Annotated in this window: 12 protein-coding genes and 6 pseudogenes; 11 read left to right on the top strand and 7 right to left on the bottom strand. The window is 68.1% G+C overall.

Going from position 1 to position 14,534, the window contains the following annotated elements:
* Positions 1-188: 188 nt before the first annotated feature.
* Positions 189-437, top strand: a pseudogene (locus IG99_RS42460) (IS3 family transposase); the annotation flags it as partial.
* 557 nt (positions 438-994) lie between these two features.
* Positions 995-2,056: a hypothetical protein gene (locus tag IG99_RS42455; RefSeq protein ID WP_158973374.1), complete on the top strand. Its 1,062-nt coding sequence runs from the start codon at positions 995-997 to the stop codon at positions 2,054-2,056.
* Between the two features lie 54 nt (positions 2,057-2,110).
* Here IG99_RS42455 and IG99_RS42450 read toward each other — a convergent pair whose 3' ends face one another.
* Positions 2,111-2,575, bottom strand: a complete 465-nt coding sequence (locus IG99_RS42450) for a hypothetical protein (protein WP_158973373.1) — start codon at positions 2,573-2,575, stop codon at positions 2,111-2,113.
* A gap of 938 nt (positions 2,576-3,513) precedes the next feature.
* Between IG99_RS42450 and IG99_RS42445 the strand changes: the two genes are divergently transcribed.
* The 4 genes from IG99_RS42445 to IG99_RS42430 all read left to right on the top strand — a co-directional run bounded on the left by IG99_RS42445 (position 3,514) and on the right by IG99_RS42430 (position 7,776).
* Positions 3,514-4,269 (top strand): (5-formylfuran-3-yl)methyl phosphate synthase, encoded by a 756-nt coding sequence (locus IG99_RS42445; protein WP_037684233.1) that lies wholly within the window; start codon positions 3,514-3,516, stop codon positions 4,267-4,269.
* A gap of 8 nt (positions 4,270-4,277) precedes the next feature.
* Positions 4,278-5,681: an aldehyde dehydrogenase family protein gene (locus IG99_RS42440; protein ID WP_037684232.1), complete on the top strand. Its 1,404-nt coding sequence runs from the start codon at positions 4,278-4,280 to the stop codon at positions 5,679-5,681.
* 2 nt (positions 5,682-5,683) lie between these two features.
* A complete protein-coding gene (locus tag IG99_RS42435) occupies positions 5,684-6,790 on the top strand; it encodes an NAD(P)-dependent alcohol dehydrogenase (protein WP_037684230.1) in 1,107 nt (368 codons plus the stop codon).
* An 80-nt stretch (positions 6,791-6,870) separates the two neighbouring features.
* The gene (locus tag IG99_RS42430) at positions 6,871-7,776 is read left to right on the top strand and encodes a class I SAM-dependent methyltransferase (protein WP_031144569.1); all 906 of its coding nucleotides are present in this window, start codon (positions 6,871-6,873) and stop codon (positions 7,774-7,776) included.
* Between the two features lie 148 nt (positions 7,777-7,924).
* Here IG99_RS42430 and IG99_RS42425 read toward each other — a convergent pair.
* A pseudogene (locus tag IG99_RS42425) lies at positions 7,925-8,251 on the bottom strand (EF-hand domain-containing protein); the annotation flags it as partial.
* A 28-nt stretch (positions 8,252-8,279) separates the two neighbouring features.
* Here IG99_RS42425 and IG99_RS52300 point away from each other — a divergent pair.
* Positions 8,280-8,726: a transposase gene (locus IG99_RS52300; RefSeq protein WP_078948247.1), complete on the top strand. Its 447-nt coding sequence runs from the start codon at positions 8,280-8,282 to the stop codon at positions 8,724-8,726.
* A gap of 159 nt (positions 8,727-8,885) precedes the next feature.
* On the opposite strand, the gene IG99_RS48415 is transcribed toward IG99_RS52300, so the two are convergent.
* The gene (locus IG99_RS48415) at positions 8,886-9,041 is read right to left on the bottom strand and encodes a hypothetical protein (RefSeq protein ID WP_010059700.1); all 156 of its coding nucleotides are present in this window, start codon (positions 9,039-9,041) and stop codon (positions 8,886-8,888) included.
* Positions 9,042-9,221: 180 nt separating this feature from the next.
* On the opposite strand from IG99_RS48415, the pseudogene IG99_RS52295 reads away from it, so the two are divergent.
* Positions 9,222-9,623: pseudogene (locus IG99_RS52295) on the top strand (CobW C-terminal domain-containing protein); the annotation flags it as partial.
* A gap of 436 nt (positions 9,624-10,059) precedes the next feature.
* Here the strand turns inward: IG99_RS52295 and IG99_RS52290 are convergent.
* Positions 10,060-10,788: a tyrosine-type recombinase/integrase gene (locus tag IG99_RS52290; protein WP_394298084.1), complete on the bottom strand. Its 729-nt coding sequence runs from the start codon at positions 10,786-10,788 to the stop codon at positions 10,060-10,062.
* Between the two features lie 60 nt (positions 10,789-10,848).
* Positions 10,849-11,157, bottom strand: a complete 309-nt coding sequence (locus IG99_RS51215) for an N-terminal phage integrase SAM-like domain-containing protein (protein WP_234312163.1) — start codon at positions 11,155-11,157, stop codon at positions 10,849-10,851.
* Between the two features lie 389 nt (positions 11,158-11,546).
* On the opposite strand from IG99_RS51215, the gene IG99_RS42415 reads away from it, so the two are divergent.
* Positions 11,547-12,470, top strand: coding sequence for a DNA-directed RNA polymerase subunit alpha (locus tag IG99_RS42415; protein ID WP_324606174.1), 924 nt, complete (start codon positions 11,547-11,549; stop codon positions 12,468-12,470).
* A 17-nt stretch (positions 12,471-12,487) separates the two neighbouring features.
* On the opposite strand, the pseudogene IG99_RS51560 reads toward IG99_RS42415, so the two are convergent.
* Positions 12,488-13,153: pseudogene (locus IG99_RS51560) on the bottom strand (MFS transporter); the annotation flags it as partial.
* A 254-nt stretch (positions 13,154-13,407) separates the two neighbouring features.
* Between IG99_RS51560 and IG99_RS49365 the strand changes: the two are divergent.
* Entirely contained in the window at positions 13,408-13,662 is a 255-nt protein-coding gene (locus tag IG99_RS49365; protein WP_158973372.1) for a hypothetical protein, read from the top strand.
* 420 nt (positions 13,663-14,082) lie between these two features.
* On the opposite strand, the pseudogene IG99_RS51200 reads toward IG99_RS49365, so the two are convergent.
* Positions 14,083-14,229: pseudogene (locus tag IG99_RS51200) on the bottom strand (GNAT family N-acetyltransferase); the annotation flags it as partial.
* 86 nt (positions 14,230-14,315) lie between these two features.
* On the opposite strand from IG99_RS51200, the pseudogene IG99_RS42410 reads away from it, so the two are divergent.
* Positions 14,316-14,534 (top strand): annotated as a pseudogene (locus IG99_RS42410) (RNase J family beta-CASP ribonuclease); the annotation flags it as partial.

Below are 14,534 nucleotides of genomic sequence, written 5' to 3'. Positions count from 1 at the left end.
GTCCACCGGCACGCCTTCACCACCCGCACCGCGGCCCGGATCCGGATCGCGACCTGGATCACCGACTTCTACAACAGCCGTCGGCTACACAGCGTGTGCGGCTTCAAGAGCCCGATCGACTACGAACACGACTACTGGGCCAGCCTCAGTGAAGGGCTGGCTGCATAGGAAGGTCTCCGCGATGCGAGGGGATTGACAGCTCGATGGGCCGAGTCGGTGCAGCCGGCGACAACGCGGCGATGGAGAGCTTCTTCGCGCTGCTGCAAGAGAACGTCCTCGACCGCCAAGCCTGGGCCACCCGGCAGGACTTGCGGATAGCAATCGTGACATGGATCGAACGCACCTACCACCGGCGACGACGCCAGAAGCGGCTGGCCCGATTGACCCCCGTCGAGTACGAGACCATCATGCCCCCACCAGCAGCCCTGGCTGCATAAACCCCGCTGTCACTCGATCCTGCAGTAGTCCCGACCGATGACGCCGTCAGTGGTCATTTGGAGGGTTTCCGGGAAACCGAAGTGCTGGATCAGGCCGGTTGCGAGGACGGAGGTGGCCGCGATCAGGACCAGTCCGTCTCCGGCGAGGTCGTCGACACCGTCTCCAGCCGGGCCCCGAAGAGCCCCTCCAGACGACGGGAGCGAAGAGCAACCATGATGCCCGATACTGCATGAATCACCCCCCTCTGCCACAGAATTAGGCAGATCCACCGGCACGCACCGGAAGCGCCGGGCTGCGGTAGACGTTCGTGGTCTCGGACCAGCGGGGCTCGTGGGGGTCGGCCGCGTTCCCGAAGCGGTGGGCGAGATAGTCACACTCCGCAGTGAACGAACTGGAGTCAGCGGACATGACCACGTACAACTGCGACACGGGGCCTGCTGCCGCTCGGGCGTCAACACCCGCGAGCTACCAGGAGGCCCTCCGCTCGGATCGGGTGGAACCCGTAGACCACTTCCCTGGACGCAAGCGCTCAGCTGTACTGGCTATGCTCTGTCAAGTGCAGCAGCCATTAGCCACCCTCCTCGCCTACCCGGCGTCCGAGGCTGCCGACGAACGGCTCATGGGCCACCGAGGCGGCAAACTGCCGCCGATCAGCGTAGTCATCCTGGCTGCGGAGAAGGACATGGCCGGGCTGGACGTCTGTATACGGGGTGTACTCGCTCGCTCCCTGAACCCCGTGGAGCTGGTGCAGGTTGTCGCTCAGCGCCTACCGGCGCGGTCCTTCGGCGATCTGGATTCGCGCGTCGTCTGGTTCGACGAACGAAGTTGCGTACCCAGCAGCCGGGATGTGCGTGAGTACCTGCGAGGCTTGGGCAGAGATCCGTCCACTGCCTCGTGGTACTTCCAGCAACTGGCGAAGCTGCAGTGTTTCGATGTCCTTCCCGCAGGCACGCCGGAACATGTCCTGGTGGTAGATGCGGACTTCGTGTTCCTGCGAGACATGGCATTCGTCGACGGCCAGGGGTCCTCCGTATTGCCGTACGGCTATCCCCTCTCCTGGCGCCTGAACACCCGGGTGCACCGGCTGCCGGACCACCACACTGCGCTGGAGGCGGCTGGGCGGCTGATCCCGGGCTGGCTGCCTGTGGACGCCTACAGCGGCATGCAGCACCACATGGTTTTCGATCGCACCATTCTGGGCGGAATTATCCAGCGAGCCCAGAAAGCACACGGCATACCCTTCTGGCAAGCGTTCCTGCGCACCGCCGACCCCCGTAAGTGGACGGGCGCCTCTGAGTACGTCCTCTACCGGCACTTCGCCGCGCGTTTCTTCCCCGAACGCGTGCGCCATCGGCACGTCGACGCCGTCGACGTGATCCAGGCAGAGGGACACGGCGGCTTCGTCCTACCTGAGGTGGCCGCTGCCGCCGAGGGCTCGTCGCTGCACGCTGTCGGCTGCCACCGTTTCCTCCATTACGCCGAGCGGCTCGCGACCATGGATTACATTCCCGCCGGCCTGCGCCGTACCGTGTGCGCCGAGCCGACACCTCTCCAACTGCGTCTGGACGGAGGACTGTTGGCCATAGGGAACGCGGTCCCGCCACTCACGCTCGCTTGAGGCCGCCTGGGCGCGTGGCCACTCCACTTTCGACGTTCTGACAGGTTTGGGTGCTCACGCGGCGGCGTTGGTACTGGCGGCGGCCCATGCCTGCTGGACGGTGCGGATTTCTTGCTCGGTGGGCTGACCTGGGCGGGTGGGCATACATCGGGCGGCGATGATCACCCGGCGGAGCTTGGCGACCATGTCGGACAGCGAGGGGTCGGTCTTGGTGGTGTACCAGGGTGCGCGCTGGCGGTGCTCGGCCACGTCGTCGGGCTGGTGGCCGTGCAGCGCGTACCAGGCCACGGTGATCGTGCAGCAGTACAGCCCGGAGGGCACGGTGCGCTCGACGGCGGCGCGGGTGCGGTTGTGGGCCTGGCCGGTGCCGAACAGGTGGCGGGCCTCGGCGAAGGTGACCTCAATGGAACAGCGCATCGCGTATCGGGTGATCAGCTCGGCCGGGCTGCTGGTCAGGTCGGTGGTGACCAGGGCGAGGTCGTAGCCGGTGTCGGTGGTGTCGTCCCGGAGCAGGATCACGCGCACAGTGCGGGTATGGAAGGAGCCGCACCACAGGCAGGGGACCTCGGCCAAGTGCACGGTGTCCGTGCGTTGGTAGCGCCTGACCCGCACCGGAGTGAAGTCGGCGGCGGCCGCGAGCTGGGGGGCGTGCCCAACCGCGTGCCCTTGAGCTCGGGACGCCCGCGTTTGCCGGTCGGGGGCGGGGCCATGGCGAACAGCACCGAGGACGCGGGCAGCCGGGTGTTGCAGGTGCAGGTCGCCGGCAGATCGCGCAATGCCTTGCCGTGGTAGGTGACGTCCGCGACGACGGGCCTTTACGCCACCCACACCGCGGGGGTCCTGGCCATGGGCCTGATCCTTACAACGGGCGGCGGATTCGTCGGGGAGCGACTGCTGGGATGGATGGAGGCAGTCAGAAAGCTCCTGAGCCGGTGGGCTGAGGCTTCGAACGCCCCTCTCCGCAGCGCGAGAGACTTCGCGCGACGCAGGCCCCGCACTGCCCCGCCGGTGAGCGAGGCCAGAACGCAGTGTTCCGCGTGCCGGTTCACCGCGGCGGACGGGCACCGTGGGCAGAGACTTCACCCACGACGGAGGGCATTTGGGCACCATGGTGGCCGCCGGGCCATATCGACTACCTGGATCTCGACTGCTAATTTCGGAGCCCATTTATGGCGAACATCAACTACCCGTGAGCTGAAGCACAATAGCCGCGACAAGGGCAGACCGGTTGTCACCAATACCCCGAGTTATTCACCGCCCGGGCGAAGTGTTGCCTGTGGGCTGGTTTGCACCGGTATGTACGGCGCACTGTACGTGGACATGAGCACCCTATGGGTACTCTGTGCGCCCTCCCGGTTCCCTAGGGTGACGGAAATGATGAGCGCACCGCACATGAGCCAGGTGATCCGCGGTCCCCTGTCCCTCGGCCGGGCGGACTGGCGGCGAAGGAGGTCAGGGTGTTGCTTCTCATCTCCCCGGACGGTGTCGAGGAGGCTCTCGATTGCGCGAAGGCTGCGGAGCATCTCGACATCGTCGACGTCAAGAAGCCTGATGAGGGCTCTCTCGGCGCGAACTTCCCCTGGGTCATCAGGGAGATCCGCGAAGCGGTCCCGGCGGACAAGCCGGTGTCCGCGACCGTGGGGGATGTCCCGTACAAGCCCGGCACAGTGGCCCAGGCTGCGCTCGGCGCGGTCGTCTCGGGGGCCACGTACATCAAGGTCGGCCTATACGGGTGCACGACGCCCGATCAGGGCATCGAGGTCATGCGTGCGGTCGTCCGTGCGGTGAAGGACCACCGCCCCGAAGCGCTCGTCGTCGCCTCCGGATACGCCGACGCTCACCGCATCGGCTGCGTCAACCCGCTCGCCCTGCCCGACATCGCCGCCCGATCCGGGGCCGACGCGGCCATGCTCGACACCGCCGTCAAGGACGGGTCGCGGCTGTTCGACCACGTTCCGCCGGACGTCTGTGCCGAGTTCGTCCGACTGGCCCACGCGTCCGGTCTGCTCGCCGCCCTCGCGGGCAGTGTCAAACAGACCGACCTCGGTCCGCTGACCCGCATCGGCACGGACATCGTGGGCGTGCGCGGAGCGGTCTGCGAGGGTGGCGACCGCAACGCTGGAAGGATTCAGCCGCATCTGGTGGCCGCCTTCCGGGCGGAGATGGACCGGCAGGCCCGGGAGCACGCGGCCGGCGTCCCCGCGGTGAACTGACCACCGGCATGCCGACATCCGAGTCCGATCGCGTTCCCGGACGTCAACCCGCCCGTTTCGCCGTCGTCGACCCGGCCACCGGGGAGACCTTCGACGAGGCCCCCGACCAGCAGCCGGACGAGTTGGACGTCGTGGTCGACCGGGCCCACCGGGCCTGGCACGGCTGGCGGGCCGACCCCGTCGTACGCACCACTGCGTTGCGCGTGGCAGCCAACGCCGTGGAGGCGGCCGGCGATGACCTCGCTCGGTTGCTCACCCGGGAACAGGGCAAGCCCCTGGCCGAGTCGCACGCGGAAGTCGCCCGTACGGCGGCTCGCCTGCGCTACTTCGCCGACCTGGCCCCCAGAACCCGGCGGATCACCGACGGCCGGCCCGTACACAGCGAGATCCGCTGGCGATCCCTCGGACCTGTCGCCGCGATCGTGCCGTGGAACTTTCCCCTTCAGCTCGCGGCGGCGAAGTTCGCGCCCGCACTCGTGGCGGGCAACACCGTGGTCCTCAAACCATCCCCGTTCACCCCCCTCGCCACCCGGCTGCTCGGCTCCGTCCTCGCCACCGCCCTGCCCGAGGACGTCCTGACCGTCGTCACCGGCCGCGAACCACTCGGCGCCCGCCTCGCTTCCCACCCGGGCATCCGCCACGTCACCTTCACCGGCTCGGTACCCACCGGGCGGGCCGTCGCCGAAGCGGCGGCGGCCTCGCTCGCCCGGGTCACACTGGAACTGGGCGGTAACGACGCCGCCGTCCTGCTGGACGACGTCGAGGTGGACCGGATCGCGGACCGGCTGTTCTGGGCCGCGTTCCGCAACTGCGGGCAGGTCTGCATGGCGGTCAAACGCGTCTACGCTCCGGCCCAGCTCCACGCCGAAGTCGTCGAAGCCCTCGCCCAGCGCGCGAAGACCGTCGCCGTCGGCTCCGGCCTGAACCCTGAAACCCGGCTGGGCCCGGTCAACAACGCCCCCCAGCTGGCCCGGGTCGAGCAGGTCACGAAGCAGGCCCTGGCGGACGGGGCCCGGGCGGCGGCCGGCGGCCACCGGCTGGACGGGCCCGGTTACTTCTTCGCTCCCACGATCCTTACCGACGTCCCGCCTGGCAGCCCGGTGGTGACCAAGGAACAGTTCGGACCGGTCCTGCCGGTGCTGCCGTACCGCAGCCTCGACGAAGCCGTCGACGCGGCCAACGGCACCGGCTTCGGCCTGGGCGGCTCCGTATGGGGCACCGATCTCGACCGGGCCGGGGCGGTGGCCGACCGGCTCGAATGCGGCACGGCCTGGATCAACCACCACGCCGAACTGTCCCTCGCCCAGCCCTTCGCAGGCGTCAAGAACAGCGGTGTCGGCGTCGCCGGCGGGCCGTGGGGGCTCTACGGCAACCTCCGGCCGTTCGTCGTCCACCGCCCGCAGGAGGCATGACGATGAGGTTCCAGGCGGCCGTACTGCGTTCGTACGAGGACCCCTTCGCGGTCGAGGAGGTGACCCTGCACACGGAACCCGCAGACGGTGAGATCCTGGTCGAGATCGCGGGCTGCGGGATGTGCAGGACCGATCTCGCGGTCCGGCGATCAGCCGGCCGCAGCCCGCTGCCGGCGGTGCTCGGCCACGAGGGGGCCGGGGTCGTGGTGCGGACGGGCGGCGGCCCGGACACCGCGATCGGCGTCGGTGACCACGTCGTGCTGAGCTTCGACTCCTGCGGACACTGCCGCAACTGCCGCGGCGCGGCCCCCGCCTACTGCGACTCCTTCGCCTCCCTCAACCTCTTCGGAGGACGCGAGGAGGACACGCCGCGGCTCACCGACGCGACCGGGGGAGCGCTGGCCCCCCGCTGGTTCGGCCAGTCCTCGTTCGCCGAGTACGCGCTCGTCCCGGCCCGCAACGCCGTCCGGGTCGACCCCGCACTGCCCGTCGAACTGCTCGGGCCGCTCGGCTGCGGCTTCCTCACCGGCGCCGGAGCCGTGCTGAACACCTTCAGCGCCGGCCCCGGCGACACCCTCGCGGTCTTCGGCGCGGGAGCGGTGGGCCTGGCCGCGGTGATGGCGGCCACCGCCGCTGGCGCGCTGACCGTGGCCGTCGACCGGCATCCCGGGCGGCTGGCCCTGGCCGAACGGTTCGGCGCGATCCCGCTGCCCGCCGAAACGGCCGGACTGCCCGAGCAGATCCGGCGGCTGACCGACGGCGGCGCGCAGTACGCGCTGGACACCACGGCCTCGTCCCCGCGCATCAACGACGCGCTCCGGGCACTGCGCCCGACCGGCAGCCTCGGCCTGGTGGCACGGCTCCACACCGCGCTGCCGCTCGACCCGGGCACCCTGGACCGAGGCCGCAGCATCCGCCACATCTGCGAAGGGGACGCCGTGCCCGGACTGCTGATACCCCGGCTGACCGGGCTGTGGCAGGCCGGACGCTTCCCCTTCGACCAACTGATCCGCACCTACCCACTGGCCGACATCAACGAGGCCGAACGCGACTGCGACGCGGGCCGCGTGGTCAAACCCGTACTCCTTCCGGCGGGAAGAAGCCGATGAGCGAGGCACGCCGCACCGCAGCCTCACCGCATCCGAGAAGCAGGCACCTCGCGCCCCCCACTCCCATCAACGGAGGAAACATGGTCGGCACGGCACCCCAGCACACGGAGGCGGAAGGCGTGGACGCAGGCGTGGGGCTGACCGCACTCCTGGTCGCCGCGGCACGGGCGATCGAGACCCACCGCCACGACAGCCTGGCCCAGGACACCTACGCGGAACACTTCGTGCGCGCCGCCCCGGCGTGCGCGGACTGGCCAGTGCGCATCCAGCAGGTCCCGGACGGCGACGGCAACCCGCTGTGGGGGCGGTTCGCCCGCTACTTCGGCCTGCGGACCAGGGTCCTCGACGACTTCCTCCTCCGGACGGTCCGTACGAGCGCCCGCCAAGTCGTCCTGCTGGGCGCGGGGTTGGATACCCGCGCCTTCCGCCTGGACTGGCCGTCCGACTGCGTGGTCTTCGAGATCGACAGAGCGGGCGTGCTGGCGTTCAAGCACCAGGTGCTCAAGGACCTGTCGGCCACCCCCAAGGTGAAGCGCGTCCCCGTACCGGTCGACCTGCGCGCCGACTGGGTCACCGCGCTGACCACCGCCGGCCTCGACCCGGTCGCACCGAGCGTCTGGCTGGCCGAGGGACTCCTCTTCTACCTGCCAGGCCCCGCCGAGACGTACCTCATCGACACGGTGGACCGGCTGACCACCGAAGGCAGCGCACTGGCCTTCGAAGCCAAGCTGGAGAAGGATTTGCTGGAATACCGCGACAGCCCGATCTACACGGCGACGCGAGAACAGATCGGCATCGATCTGCTTCACCTCTTCGACAAGGGACCACGACCCGACTCCGCGGGTGACTTGACGGCCAAGGGCTGGTCCACCTCGGTACACACCCCCTTCGACTTCACCCGCCGGCACGGACGTGGCCCCCTGCCCGAGCCGAACGACGCACTGGAGGGGAACCGGTGGGTGTTCGCGCACAAGCCCTCGCCCTGACGCCCGCAACGCTCACGACGTCCGCCCGCAGGCTGGGGGCGGGGCCTGCCGCAAGGCCCCGCTCGGTGGGACGTGTCCCGATGGAAGCGGCAGTTCGGTCACGTCGTAGCGGTGCCGCCCACGGCCGGAAAGCCGCTGACGGACCGTGTCAGACGGCCCGGGCAGCCACCAACTGGTCGCCCGGGATCCCGGCCATGTCCGGCGCGTAGTAGTCCTTGATGCCGGCGGCCCACGTAGCCACGGTGATGCGGTCCTCGGCGTCCGGACCGAAGGCGTCGAAGAGGGCGTGGATGTTCGCCTCCTCGAAGCCGATCGCCGTCCTCAGCGATACGAAGAGGGGGCGCTCGATCAGGCTGTCCCCGTCGGGGTCGCCGAGTGCGGAGAGGGCCTCAGCGAACTCGGCGATCGTGGGACCGAAACGCTCGGGGTCAAGCACGAACGGACGGAACTCGTTTACGGTGATCACACCGTTTCCGCGCTGAGCCGCCGGCTGTTCCCTCAGCCTGACCGGACTCGGTCACTACCTCACCCTGTATGTCCTGCACAACGACATAGCCTGGCAACTGCTGCTGCTGGAGTTGGGGTTCGGCTCCGGTCAGACCTGCTGGCGCAGGGTGGAGCGGTGGCAGCAGGCCGGTGTCTTCGACCAGTTGCACCGGGTCCTGATCGCCGAGCTCAACTCGGTGGGGCAGCTCGATTGGTCCAGGGCGTGCGTGGACGGCTCCCACATCCGCGCGAAAAAGGGGGCGCCGACACCGGTCCGTCGCCGGTCGACCTCGCCCTCATCGACGGCATCCCGCCCGTCGCCGGCCGCCCCGGCCGGCCCCGCAGACGACCCGAGGCCCTGCTCGGCGACAAAGGCTACGACTCCAACCCCAACCGCGACGAGCTGCGCAGACGCCGGATCCTGCCCGTCATCTTATGGATCACCGGCCCCTACCCGGTGCTGACCTCCCTCGGCGCGCTCGCCGCCAGCATCACCGCCCTGGGGGAGAACCGCAGTCCCGTCGACGGCTTCTCCTTCGGCCAAGCACCTGGCGGACGGGTCACGGTCCGCGTCCTGCCCGACAGCACTCACTCGTCGCAGAGAGTTGGTGAGGCGCCCTGCCTTAGAAAAAGTGCTTGCGTCCACCGACCGCGCGACCGGTCGCACCCAGGATCCACAGGATGGCGCCAACCAGAATGAGGATGCCACCGATCGTCGTCAGCAGACCCATGCCGACAAGCAGGCCGATGATCAGCAGAATAAGCCCAAGAATGATCATTTTAAACCCCATCGTCAATTCCGGCTCAGGCGCGTGTGCGTATGAGCTTCACAAGGGCCTGAGTTCGTCCCTTGGTGGGTAGATCCCGACCAGCTCCGAATGCCAGGGCCTCGATGCGATAGCCCTTGTGCCCGGCGACACGGTGTTCACGCCCTCCTGCGAAACTTCGTTCAGTAAGCCATCTCCTCGACCGTCTGCTGCTCCGGAAGGTCCTTCCACCCCGGACGGTTTGGACGTTGGTGACGGAGACACCGGGCAGCGGCGCCTGCGGGCAGGTCCTCAGGTCCAAGGGCTTCTTCACCCTCGCCAGCCGGCCCTGGGTGACGGGACTGTGGCCGCAGGCCGGTTCGGTGGCTCGCTTCGAGCCTTGCTCGTGACACCGCCAGCTCTCACGCGCAGGAACTCGTCTTCATCGGCACCCAGATGGACGCGGAGCTGCTGCGGGCCGATCGGAACGGCTGCCTCATGCAGGAAGGCGTAGCTCTGCCCGCTTCCGATCCCTTCCCTGCCTGGGACACCTACGGCTCCTGCGAGAGCTGCGCGCATGAGCACGACCCCCTCACCACGGTGACGGGGCACTGAAACTCCGGGTGGGTCGGTGGTCGCAGCCACGGCGGAGCTTCAATGGTCCCTGACAGGAGACTTTTCTGGCGCCAGCCCCCGCCCCGCCTCCCCGCGGGATTCCGTCGTCTCACTGCTGCAATGTTGACAGCACATGCGATCGCAAATCCGTCGTCCCCACAAGCAAAGCAGGAACCTGACTGAGTGACGAGCCGAACGTATCCTGTGCGCCAGCGCGTTCGGCCTCATGGCGAAGCCGCACCGGAGTGCTCCGGTGCGGCTTCGCCGTCTCACGGATCCGCGCAGAGATCCCGCCCGGACGGACCTCGGTGGGTCTCGCCGTATCACCCGCGTATCACACAGCCATCACCAACTGGTCAGACCCACCCGGACCAAGAGGCTCTGACGTGCAATTCCATGCCCTCACTGGACTGGCATAGACGTACCTGGACGGTCTCTACAACCGGTGCCATGTAGCACCGAGGGAGCATCCCATGACCAGGACCGGCGCCTGTTCTGGCCCGTCAAAGCGGTATTGCAGAGTTTCGACGTTCTTCTCACTCACCCACCCGCGCTCCCACATCTCACACTCTGTGCAGGGGCAGGGGTGGAGACGCTGGCCAGCTCGCAGCCCGTTCTCGTCCATGACCTTGTACACCCACTCACGCAACTGCCGCCCGTTGAGCGCCTTGCCGAGTTCGTCCACGAGCACGTAGCCACTTTCCTCATACCTCTCCCCCGCCGCCAGCTTCTCGGCCACCTGCATAGCCCTGAAACACGTCAGCTCCTCCCTGACTGGATCGGGCAGAGGAAGCTGCCGCTCAGCGGCGAGAGACTTCGTGTCCTTCTCCACCACGGTCTTGTTCCCCATCAGTGTCCGCGTGTTGGCAACAGACAGGGCGGCCTTGCCCAGGTCGACATCGGCCCAGCGCATGCCGCAGATCTCAGCCGGCCGCAGGCCCATCAGGGAGAGAAGGAGAGGGGCGTAGAGGCGGTCGTCGTTCACCGCGCGCACGAAGGCATGAACCTCCTCGACGTTCCAGGGCTGAACCACCGCCTTGACCCTGCGCTCCGCCATGCGTACTTTCCGAGGAATCGTGACCTCCTGGGCGACGTTCGCGGCGACCAGGCGCCGGGCGACAGCCCGGTTCAGTGCCTCCTTCAGCCGCGCCAGGGACATCTCCACCGAGGTCACCCCTAGACCCGTGCCCGTCTTGCCACCACGAACGCGGCCTTCCCCAAGCGCTCACCTCATCCACGCCTCGACGTGGTCCTCGGTCAGTTGCTGGAGCCGAATGTGCCCGAGCTTCCCCCGGACACGAGCCAGGGTCATCGTATAGCTGTAGACGGTGCTCTCTTCCAGATCCTCCGCCTTCGTGTCGAGCCACTGATCCAGCCATTCGTTCACCGTGATCTCGTTGGGCTCGATGAACGTCCCTTCGTAGCGACGGTTCGTGATGCGCGCGTACTCGACCTTCGCCTCCCGCAGCGTGCCGAAGGTACGGGTCAACTGCTTGCGCTTCCCGGTAGAGGGATCGCTCCCTGCATCGACCACAAACCGATACCGAACCTGCCCCTTGGCATTCGGCGGGAGCTTCTTGATCGGATTAGACAGGACTGCTCACTCTCATCGAGGGCGTGGAACCCTTCCACGCAGGCACAGGCGCCGCTGCATTTCAGCGAAGGGCGCCGCGGTCACCTTGTCTGGTACGGGTCCCCCGCCGAGCTCAGCCGAATGGGACAACTTCAATGGTCGTCACCATCGCCGGTTCGGCCAACCGGCGATCATGGTCTATGTTCCGCTCGCCACCGGGGGACTCCAGCCTCACCATCCCCGTTGCGACCTCGATCAGGAGCCCACCCCGAAGGACCCGAGTACAAGGTCACGCCATCGGGGATGAGCACTGAGGCTCATCCCGTGCGGCAGTTGCGGTTGCGGGGGCCGTGCACCACGAGGAAGTGCAGCGCAGCCAACGGAGGCCGTATCGTCTGTACCGCCCGTACCCTTCGTGGTGTCTACGGCGTCGCACAGCGGGCGCCAAACCACTGGAGGCAATGGACGTCACCGACCTGATCCTCAACATCAAGCAGCTGGTCGTCTCCTCGGAGCACGACGAGCCGGTCGTGATGTACCTGCGCAAGCAGGGCCCGGGTCTCGTCACCGCCGCCGACATCGCACCCCCGGCCGGTGTCGAGGTGCACAACCCCGACCTCGTCCTCGCCACGCTCAACGGCAAGGGCAAGCTGGAGATGGAGCTGACCGTCGAACGCGGTCGCGGCTACGTCTCCGCCGTCCAGAACAAGCAGCTGGGCCAGGAGATCGGCCGTATTCCGGTCGACTCCATCTACTCGCCGGTTCTCAAGGTCACCTACAAGGTCGAGGCGACCCGTGTCGAGCAGCGCACCGACTTCGACAAGCTGATCGTCGACGTCGAGACCAAGCAGGCCATGCGTCCGCGTGACGCCATGGCGTCGGCCGGTAAGACCCTGGTCGAGCTGTTCGGTCTGGCCCGTGAGCTGAACATCGACGCCGAGGGCATCGACATGGGCCCGTCCCCCACGGACGCCGCCTTGACCGCCGACCTGGCGCTGCCGATCGAGGAGCTCGAGCTCACGGTCCGTTCGTACAACTGCCTCAAGCGCGAGGGCGTTCACATGGTGGGTGAGCTCCTGGCCCGCTCCGAGGCGGACCTTCTGGACATCCGCAACTTCGGCGCGAAGTCGATCGACGAGGTCAAAGCGAAGCTGGCCGGCATGGGCCTGGGCCTCAAGGACAGCCCGCCCGGATTCGACCCGACCGCCGCTGCCGACGCCTTCGGCGCCGACGACGCACCGGACGCGGGTTTCGTGGAGAGCGAGCAATACTGAACGCTGCGCTGCGCCGGTCATCGAGACACCTCGCGTACGGGACAGCGAACCTCCACGCTGTTGCCTGCTCGCTGGGCGGCCTCCGCAGGGTCCGCGCCCGCGCACAAACCCTGGCGAAGGCAGCCGACGATAGAGCGGCGCAGCTTCGCCACTTCACGTACGACCCGCTGCTCTGCCAGCCGCGGCCGCCGGCTTCTGACCTTGCCTGCTGAGTCTGTCGCCCCACCCGGTCGGCGTCGCCATCTCAGCGGATGTGACAGGGCAGCCTTACCGTCGTCGTCAGTAACGTCTCTGGGAGTTCTAGGCCTCTTCGTGCCGGCGCCAAGGGTAAATACGGAGGCCGCCGCGGAGGTCAGAGCGAGCGCGATGAACAGGCCGGGATAGCCGCCGAGCGGTCCTGCCAACGCGGTTCCCGCGAACGGCGCCAGTGCAGATGCGATGGTGGCAGGCGCGGCCAGCAGCCCGGAGAGGCGCCCGTAGTGGGTGGCTCCCCGGCGATCGGTGACAGCGGTGGCCTGGAGCAGGGTGGGGTTGCCGCGCACCATGCCGGCTGCGACCGCGATGCCCACGAGCAAGGGGAAGGGGCCGGAGACCATCGCGAAGAAAGCGGTCGTGGTCCCGCCGAGCGTGATCAGGGCGATGGTGCGAGTGGTGACGCCTGTGCGGCTGGCGAGGGTCGCATACCCGTCTGGCTCGGTCCCGGTGATTGAGTACCGGCCGGTGGGAGCGCAGCGTCCCTCACCCTGCCAGGCGTCACGGCCTTCCTTGTTCGAGATGGCGACGATCACCAGGGCGGCGATCGGGTTCGATCGTTCTGGTCTCCACCCTCCACAAGCCGACCCTGCGCGCCCTCTCGTACGCCCGTCCCTTTTGCCCCGCCCGGCCCGTCCCCGGCGGTGGCTACGCGACCGCCGTTCTGGGTGACACCTCGGTCAACATGCTCGCGGACGGGCCAGCACTCACCGGCTTCCTGCACCATGTCCGGCCCCCGCTTGCCCCGGACGGCGCCTTGTGCTGCGCAGTCGTCCAGGAGACTGCGCTGAGAGCCCACGCGGGCCGCAACGGCGTAGTGGCCACCGACTTCACCGAGGGCTACGGCCGACGCCAACTCCTGTTCGCCCCATTGCGCTTCGACCCCGCCGGACCGAGGGCACTGCGCAACCGTCCCATTGATCTCGGCACAACGGCCTGACTCGGACCGATGATGAGTTGACTCTTCGTCCACTCGTGACCGGCATTGACGGACAGCCGGACAGCCGTGTGGCCCGCCTTCACGGCTGCCCTTCTTCGACCGTCGCACGGACGGCCTCGAACTCCCTTTTGGTGGACGGAACTTGCGACAAGTCCTGTTGCGGACGGCAGCATGCCATGAGGCCCGGGGCCTCCCAGGCCCCATCGCGTGCCAGGGCAGCGTTCGGGGCCGGTGGGCTGTAGCCCCAAGGTACGAGAAGCAGTGCGGGCTCTCCGACGAAGCGGCGAGCTCCTCTGTGGCACCGCGTGGCAGGTCGGCGGCCGCCGTCTTCGGCAGTGTCGTCATGACGGTCCGCAGCCGCGTGCCGAGCTATGGCAGGCATGCAGGAGAAGCTGGTGGTCTACGAACCGGCACGCCGCGTCATGCCGAAGGAATGCGAAACTCGAATTCGGGACGGTCCCACGGCACGGCGGGCGGGTGTGCGAGCGCGGTCCCGGTCCGCACTGCACCGACGCGGTGGTAGAAGTCCTCGGCGGGAGGATGCGACACGACCTTGACGCGGTCGAGCGGGACCTCGCCGTCTCACCCTTTGTCACAGAGAGATCACACAGGCAACGGATCATGTCGTTCCGCTCTGCGGGTAACGTCGAGGTATGAGTCATCCGCACCCCGAGCTGAAAGCCGCCCCGCCTCTTCCCGAAGGGGGGCTGCGGGTCATCGCCCTGGGCGGCCTGGGTGAGATCGGCCGCAACATGACCGTCTTCGAGCACGCCGGCAAGCTGCTCATCGTCGACTGCGGCGTGCTGTTCCCCGAGGAGACCCAGCCCGGCGTGGACGTGATCCTGCCGGACTTCACCTCGATCCGGGACCGG

The organism is Streptomyces griseus subsp. griseus, assembly GCF_000720255.1.
GTDB lineage: Bacteria > Actinomycetota > Actinomycetes > Streptomycetales > Streptomycetaceae > Streptomyces > Streptomyces griseus_I.
Note: the sequence above shows the minus strand (reverse complement) of the source record. Positions and strands in the feature narration are given on the sequence as shown.

Coding starts and splice junctions, on each gene's coding strand:
- IG99_RS48415 (WP_010059700.1), bottom strand. CDS start 9,041: ATGATCATTCTTGGGCTTATTCTGCTGATCATCGGCCTGCTTGTCGGC.
- IG99_RS42440 (WP_037684232.1), top strand. CDS start 4,278: ATGCCGACATCCGAGTCCGATCGCGTTCCCGGACGTCAACCCGCCCGT.
- IG99_RS42435 (WP_037684230.1), top strand. CDS start 5,684: ATGAGGTTCCAGGCGGCCGTACTGCGTTCGTACGAGGACCCCTTCGCG.
- IG99_RS42430 (WP_031144569.1), top strand. CDS start 6,871: ATGGTCGGCACGGCACCCCAGCACACGGAGGCGGAAGGCGTGGACGCA.
- IG99_RS49365 (WP_158973372.1), top strand. CDS start 13,408: ATGCTCGCGGACGGGCCAGCACTCACCGGCTTCCTGCACCATGTCCGG.